Source organism: Dysgonomonas sp. ZJ709 (assembly GCF_011039195.1).
Classification (GTDB): Bacteria; Bacteroidota; Bacteroidia; order Bacteroidales; family Dysgonomonadaceae; genus Dysgonomonas.
The window spans coordinates 52,316-58,627 of the sequence record NZ_JAAKEM010000023.1 but is presented as its reverse complement, the minus strand read 5'-3'; the positions used below and the strand labels follow the sequence as shown (position 1 = coordinate 58,627).

General features: G+C 37.2%; 6 protein-coding genes. 5 read left to right on the top strand and 1 reads right to left on the bottom strand.

The genetic code is table 11. The features are described 5' to 3' along the window. The first annotated feature begins 4 nt into the window (after positions 1-4). From G7Y56_RS14155 to G7Y56_RS14135, 5 genes are all read left to right on the top strand, one after another. On the top strand, positions 5-142 hold the full coding sequence (locus G7Y56_RS14155; protein WP_370457698.1) for a helix-turn-helix domain-containing protein: 138 nt from the start codon (positions 5-7) through the stop codon (positions 140-142). Between the two features lie 177 nt (positions 143-319). Further along, positions 320-1,312, top strand: coding sequence for an NADP-dependent oxidoreductase (locus G7Y56_RS14150; protein WP_165044421.1), 993 nt, complete (start codon positions 320-322; stop codon positions 1,310-1,312). Positions 1,313-1,749: 437 nt separating this feature from the next. Continuing rightward, a complete protein-coding gene (locus tag G7Y56_RS14145) occupies positions 1,750-2,346 on the top strand; it encodes a hypothetical protein (protein ID WP_165026505.1) in 597 nt (198 codons plus the stop codon). 20 nt (positions 2,347-2,366) lie between these two features. After that, positions 2,367-3,803 carry a DUF5723 family protein gene (locus G7Y56_RS14140; RefSeq protein WP_165044419.1) on the top strand — a complete coding sequence of 479 codons (1,437 nt, stop codon included), beginning with the start codon at positions 2,367-2,369 and terminating at the stop codon, positions 3,801-3,803. Positions 3,804-3,858: 55 nt separating this feature from the next. Further along, a complete protein-coding gene (locus G7Y56_RS14135) occupies positions 3,859-4,467 on the top strand; it encodes a nitroreductase family protein (protein ID WP_165044417.1) in 609 nt (202 codons plus the stop codon). Positions 4,468-4,550: 83 nt separating this feature from the next. On the opposite strand, the gene G7Y56_RS14130 is transcribed toward G7Y56_RS14135, so the two are convergent. Continuing rightward, a complete protein-coding gene (locus G7Y56_RS14130; protein WP_165044415.1) occupies positions 4,551-6,200 on the bottom strand; it encodes an amino acid permease in 1,650 nt (549 codons plus the stop codon). Between the last annotated feature and the right edge of the window lie 112 nt (positions 6,201-6,312).

Genomic DNA, 6,312 nt, shown 5'->3' with positions numbered 1-6,312 from the left:
AATGATCTCAGCAGGAATTCCTATATCCGATATTGCATACAGATCGGGATTTTCATCGGCATCTTATTTTACAAAATGTTTTAAAGAGTTCTATAAAAAAAGTCCGACTGATTTCTTAAAATCAAATAATCGAATAGAATAATCCTTGTAAACAAGAGTCTGTATTCTTTCTTATAAAAATTACAGATCAATACAATATTAATTTTAACATCTGTTTTTATTTCAAGATAGTACAACGCTAACAATAGATAAATTCGGAACATCTGATATTAGTTACTTGTTAAAACTAATACAAACAAATAATAAAATAACAGATATAATGAAAGTAAAGCAAATAGAACTAGCTAGTCGCCCACAAGGATTACCAACCAATGAAAATTTCCGATTCAAAGAAATCGAATTACCAGCTATTCAAGCTGAAGAAGTATTACTAAAACCACTTTATATCTCTGTCGATCCTTATATGAGAGGACGGATGAGTGATGCAAAATCGTATGTACCACCATTCGAAATAAATCAGCCGATAGCAGGTGGAGTTGTTGCAGTAGTAGAAGAAAGCAAGAGTTCGAAATTCAAGAAGGGAGATAAAGTATTGGGAATGCTTCCATGGGCAACTTATTCTATTCAAAAAACCGATGGACTCCAAAAAATAGACGACAGTATTCCTGAAAGTTATTATTTAGGAATAGTTGGTATGCCCGGCCTGACAGCCTACTTTGGCCTGACAGATATATGTAATCCTCAACAGGGGGAAACTGTTGTCGTATCCGGTGCAGCAGGCGCCGTAGGTACTATAGTGGGACAAATTGCCAAAATAAAAGGATGCAGAGTAATTGGAATAGCAGGCTCTGATGATAAAGCAAAACTACTGAAAGAGAAATTCGGATATGATGAGGTGATTAATTATAAAACATCCGATATATTTTCCGTCATCGAAAAAGCTTGCCCATCGGGGGTAGACTGCTATTACGATAATGTGGGTGGAGATATTACCGATGCCGTAATCGCTCATTTCAATAAGTATGCCCGTATGGCTCTTTGCGGACAAATATCATTATATAATGAAACATCCATTCCGATGGGACCACGTATCCTAACAAGTATACTCAAAACGAGTGCTTTAATTAAGGGATTTATTGTGAGTGATTATCAAACACGTTTTCCTGAAGGAATTGCACAATTGGTGCAATGGGTAAAAGAAGGTAAATTAAAATATACAGAAACAACAATAGAAGGTTTCGATCAATTGCCAAAAGCCTTCCTTGGTCTGTTTGATGGCTCTAATACCGGTAAGATGATTGTAAAAATATAAACAATAAAAAAAAGAGTGTGTCATAAATAAAAATACACTGTAAAAGTGTTACACTCTTTTGTCATTCTGAACGAAGAGAAGAATCCCAGCTTTCCATAAGAGATCCTTCTCTCCGTTCAGAATGACAGAATCGTACGAAAATTTACTTATGACATACCCTCTTTTTTACTTAATACATAAACTAAGACAAACTGACCCTTTATATAGTATTTCTACCTCCATCTAAAAAGACCTTCTCATCACAAACTATTATCAGGATACAAATAAAGAATAACACGATTAACAACTATTTACTAAATGAGATTGTTATTAATAAAATGATGATGAAATTGTCACATTTATTAGAAAAGCTTATAAAACAATATTTATTAGAGATTTATAAGTAATTTTATATCAAAATCAACACAGCCCATCGTAAAGAATAAGGAATCAGATATATGAAAAGGAATATTTACTATATAGTCGGAATATTTATTTTATTGCTTTCTATACAATCATGTGTAGAAGAAGAATACGATTCTGACAATTTAAATACTAATATAGAACTTAATATTCCGCCCGTTCCTCTCGGCGGTCTGGACACATTTCATATAAACTTCTTGCCATCAATTCCACCCGAAATAGTTATCGGGGCAAGAGTTGCTTTAAGCGATACTGTCAGGGGACTATTCAGTAATTCTACTATTTCGAGATTCTTTTATGAAGGTTCGAGCGGTGTGGTGTTCTCCGCCAAAGTAGATGCAATGGTTATGCCTCAGGAGTCAGGTTTAGAAATAGAGGTTATACTAAACATCATAAATGCAGACAAGACAAGAAACGAATTTGTCAAAATACCTCCGCAAAGACTGGTATCTGCAATGAATCAGAATTTTGAAATCAGGATAGGACCCGAATATATGAAATATATGAAGGATGCACGCGACTTGCAATTCATATTTGGGATAAGAGTCGCAGCTATTAATTTTACACGGCAAGACTATATCTATTTAAGACAAGTCACTCTTTTTGCCGGAGGTTTACAACTTGAACTTTAATATAATGCCCAACAAACAGAATGAAATTACATTATATTATTAACGGTTTTACCATTGTTATAATAGCCTGTGTTCTGTCTTTAGATGGATTTGCACAGTCTTCCCGTTCTTCATATTTCATGAAGACCTCTTATGCACGGACTAGCCTCAATCCTGCCCTCAGGCCAGACCAATCATATATTGGTGTGCCATTCCTGTCGAATATCCATACCGAAATTAATACTAACACATTAAACTTAAGCAATCTGACATTCCCGTTGAACGGAGAACTTGTTACATTTATGCACCCTCAGGTTTCTGAAGCCAGAGCTTTAGCCAATATTGAGGATGATAATTATATAACAGGAAATGCCGCTCTTGATATATTCTCTGTAGGGCTGTTCAAAGGTGATTCGTACTGGAATTTCAATTTTGGGCTAAGAACTTATGCCGATGCAAATGTGCCTAAATCGTTATTTGAACTATTGAAAGTAGGATTTAATGAAACGGAAACAGTCACACACGATCTCTCTAAGATAAGTCTTACTCAAAGTGCATTTGCCGAAATAGGTTTAACTAATTCGCGTACATTTCTAAATAACAGTCTCACAATAGGTGCACGAGCCAAATTTCTTCTTGGGATTTCTTACGCTGATTTAGATGCTAAAAGCTTAAATATAACTGCGGGGAGAGAGTTTTGGACTGCCAAATCGCAAGTGATATTGAAAGGTGCAGGTCCCGGTATAACTACCCGATACTCGCAAAGCGATTATGACCCCGATAGAAATAATTTTGACGGATTCGATTTTGGTAGTTTTAGTATTCCGGGATATGGACTCGGCTTAGATATAGGGGGTGTATATGATTTTAAAGATTCGCCTGTCAATTTTCTACGAAGTCTAAGAGTATCTTATGCCTTAAACGATATAGGTTTTATTTCATGGACAAAAAAAAATGTTGTGCAATTAAGTTCCCAACAAACGGCAGTAACTATATCACCGAATGATTATACCATACACACTGATGGAAGCACATCGATAACCGATATATTCGACAATGCAGTGGATGACATAAAACAAGCGATCAACCTGCACGAAGACGCGACAGAAAGCGGTTATACAACAACCCTGCGAGCAAATATGATTGTAGGACTGGAATATGAAGTATGGAAAAATAAAATGACAACAGGTTTTCTATATTCAACTCGATTCGGAAAATATTTTACAACAAACGAATTTACTCTATCTGCAAATTACATGCCTAAATCATGGCTTGCAACAAGCTTAAGCTACTCTTTTGCCCACAGCCAATTCAAAACGTTCGGCTTAGCCGTACACTTAGCCCCATCCCGGGGAATTAACTTTTTCTTAGCCAGCGACTACACTTTAATTCATATTTCGCCCCAATTTCTACCAACATCGAGCAGAGCCTTAAGCCTTCAGTTGGGCTTATCAGTCCCTTTTGGAGGAAAGAGATAATGTAAGTTCAAATATCTTTCTCTATCTTTGAAAAATCAGTATAATAGAACCATGTATGAAGAATAGAGTTAAGATTTGCCAATTAGCCTGTGTATTAATAGCCACTATTAGCTTGTTATCCTGTACACAAGACAAAGGTTCGGAAGAAGTATCACGTAAGGACGCAGCACTTTCAGTTATATATAACAGGAAAAGTGTACGCGACTTCATTAAAGAGAGACCTGTAAGTAAAGAAGATATAGATGCCATCCTAAAAGCCGCCATGTCAGCTCCCTCAGGAAAAGACACCCGCCCGTGGGAATTTTTAGTAATCAACGACCGTGAAACCCTCGATAAAATGGCTGCTGAATTGCCTACGGCTAAAATGCTCGCCAATGTACCCATGGCTATTGTGGTATGTGGAGACTCTGTACGTTCCTCGTATTGGTATCTGGACTGTTCAGCAGCGACAGAAAATATATTATTGGCTGCCGAAGCTCTGGATCTGGGTGCTGTATGGACGGCAGCATATCCTTACGCCGATAGAATGGAAATAGTTATTAACGCAACGGAACTACCTGCAAATATACTTCCATTGGTAGTTATCCCTATTGGTTATCCTAAAGGTCAACAGACCGTGAAAGACAAGTACGATGAGAAGAAGATTCATTATAATAAGTGGTGAAATCAATCTTTTATTAGAATAACAAAATACAAAGGGTCGTCAACATTGGCGACCCTTTCCTTTTAAAATAAACTAAACAATTACTACCTATTCCTAATAACCAAAACTCCGTATCCGACAACATGAACAACAGCAAGCGATAACGATAATATAAACAACGCTATTCCATTATCCCAACCTTCGATCAATTGGTGTATGAAAGCAATACTACCCAAAAGAATCGCAATACCAATAGTAATCAGATACAGTGTAGTTTTTTCTTTATCTGTCGCACCTTTTCCCTGCTGCTGTAATTTGCTATTTTTCAGACCATAACGAATATAAATATCTAATCCGAGGAGCATCCATATAATCAATCTGATCCAAGTATCAAATGGTAGAAACACCATCATAAACAAGCATGTAGCAATACCCAGAATAGGTATAAGGGGAACCCATGGCACTTTAAAAGCTCGGGGTAAGTCAGGCATTTTTCTTCGCATAATCAATATCCCGGCACATACAATTATGAATGCAAACAGTGTACCTATACTAGTTAATTCGCCTGCAACCCTAGCCGGAACGAAAAGGACAAACACACTCACTACTATAAGAAAGAGCAAATTACTCTTGTATGGTGTTTTGAATTTACTGTGTACTCCTGAAAAGACTTTAGGCAACAAACCGTCCTTACTCATACTATAGAAAACACGGCTTTGCCCCAATAACATAACAAGAATAACAGATGAATAACCTGCCAATATAGCGAGTATAATAGCTTTATTCAACCAAGGATAGGCCGGTTGAATAACTCCGTCTGCACCCATTATACCCATATTCTCTATCGCTACCGCAACGGGTGCAATACCATCGTGCCCTTTGAAAGATGTATAAGGAGTAACTCCCGTCATAACATGAGCGAAAAGAACATATAAGACACTACAAATAGCTAAAGAGCCTAATATTCCAATCGGCATATTCCGTTTCGGATTCTTGGTTTCCTGCGCAGCAGTACTTACGGCATCAAAACCGATGAAAGCGAAGAATACGACCGCTGCCGCTCTGATTATACCACTAAAACCATATTCGCCGAATGTACCTGTATTCTCCGGTATAAAAGGAACATAATTATCTGTGTTGATAAATTTCCATCCTAGAATGATAAAAACTAGAACAACAGCTATTTTCAATGCAACAATTATTGTATTCACAAGAGAACTGTTACCTGTACCACGTATTAGTAATAAACTCATTAATATAATTATTACCGCTGCCGGAAGATTAATTATGCCTCCATCCCACGGACAAGCCGTGAGTTCGACAGGAAGATAAACATCGAATCCTTCGAGTAATTTGACTACATACCTACTCCAACTGATACTAACCGTAGCCGATGCGACTGCATATTCAAGAACCAAATCCCAACCGATAATCCAAGCAACAAATTCACCCATAGTTGCATAAGAATAGGTATATGCACTCCCTGCAACAGGAATCATAGAAGCAAATTCAGCATAGCATAGCCCGGCAAAGCAGCAGCCAGCCGCAGCTATGATAAACGATAATGTAATGGCAGGACCAGCATAATCGGCAGCAGCATTTCCTGTTATCGAAAATAGTCCGGCACCTATAATGGCACCTAAGCCTAAGGCTATCAAACGGTATGGACCGAATACTTTCTTCAATGTATGTGCACCGACTTCATTTGCTTCAGCCTGCAAAACACTTACCGCTTTTGTTGAGAATAATCCCATCTTTCTATTTTAATTAATTGTTAAAAGGTAACAAAAGTGACATTTTTTATCCTCTTTTTAATTGTAACCTTCTTCTGTTTTATCTCCTTCAATCATATAACTTACTCTGTAT